This window comes from Streptomyces phytophilus, from assembly GCF_013870535.1.
In the GTDB taxonomy this organism is placed as follows: Bacteria; Actinomycetota; Actinomycetes; order Streptomycetales; family Streptomycetaceae; genus Streptomyces; species Streptomyces phytophilus.
Genome location: NZ_JACBXC010001570.1, coordinates 1 through 1,222, shown reverse-complemented (window position 1 = coordinate 1,222; position 1,222 = coordinate 1). Strand labels below are relative to the sequence as shown.

The following is a 1,222-nucleotide window of genomic DNA, read 5'->3' as shown; positions in this document are numbered from 1 at the left end:
GGTGGCCGGGGTCCACCGGCACGTAGGCCGCGCCCGCCTTCCAGGCGCCGAGCAGCGCCACGAGCAGGTCGGCCGACCGCTCCATGACGACGGCGACCCGGTCGCCGCGGCGGACCCCGGCGTTGGCCAGATGCGCCGCGAACCTCCCCGAGGCGGCATCGAGTTCCCCGTACGACAGCGTCCGCGGGCCGTCGGTCACGGCGGGCACGTCCGGCGACCGCAGGGCGTGCGCGGCGAACAGCTCCGGCACCGAAGGCCCCGGCAGCGGGGCCGCGGTGGCGTTCCACTCCCCCACCACGCGCGCCCGGTCCGCGGCGGCGATCATGTCGATCCTGCCCACGGGCGCGGCGGGATCCGCGGCGATCTGCTCCAGGACCCGCACCAGCCGCTCGAAGACCGTCTGCGCCTCGGCGCGGCAGAACAGGTCGGGGCGGTAGTCGAGCTTGAAGCTCATCTGCTCGCCGGGGGCGGCGACGAGCGTCAGCGGGTAGTGCGCCGCCTCCTGGCCGCCCGCCATGCGGACCGCGAAGGTGTCGGGGGCGGAGGCGCCTTCGGGTGGCAGGGGGTAGTTCTCGTAGACGACGATCGTGTCGAAGACACCGCCGGCACCGGCGAGCCGCTGCACCTCGGGCAGGCCCAGGTGCTGGTGCGCGCCGAGCGCGGACTGCCGGTCCTGGAGGGCGGCGAGCATCTGGTCCACCGGCTGCGCGCCGTCGAGCCGGACGCGCACGGGCAGGGTGTTGATGAACAGGCCGACCATCGACTCGACGCCCGGCAGCTCCGCGGGCCGCCCGGAAGCGGTGGCGCCGAACACGACGTCCGTACGCCCCGCAAGCCGCGCCAGCACCATCGCCCACGCGCCCTGCACGACCGTGTTGAGCGTCAGGCCGCGGGCGCGCGTGAGCGCGATCAGCCCCCCGTACAGCTCCTGCGGAATCTCGGCGATCAGGCTCTCCGGCGCGACCGGCAGCCGGCCCGGGTCGGCGGGCGCCACGAGCGTCGGCTCGTCGGCCCCGGCCAGCTCCGCGCGCCAGGCGGCACGCGCGGCGTCCTTGTCCTGCCGGCGCAGCCACGCCAGATACTCCCGGTACGACGTGACCGGGGGCAGCCCGCGCACGTCGCCGCCCGCCGCGTACACCGCCGACAGCTCGCCGAGCAGCACCGGCATCGACCAGCCGTCCATGAGGAGGTGGTGGCTGGTGACGACCAGCCGGTGGCGCTC

1 protein-coding gene is annotated in these 1,222 nt (G+C 75.7%); it reads right to left on the bottom strand.

The window, feature by feature from the left end:
• On the bottom strand, positions 1-1,222 hold a 1,222-nt coding region (locus H5J30_RS34305; RefSeq protein WP_181791720.1), incomplete at both ends, for a condensation domain-containing protein.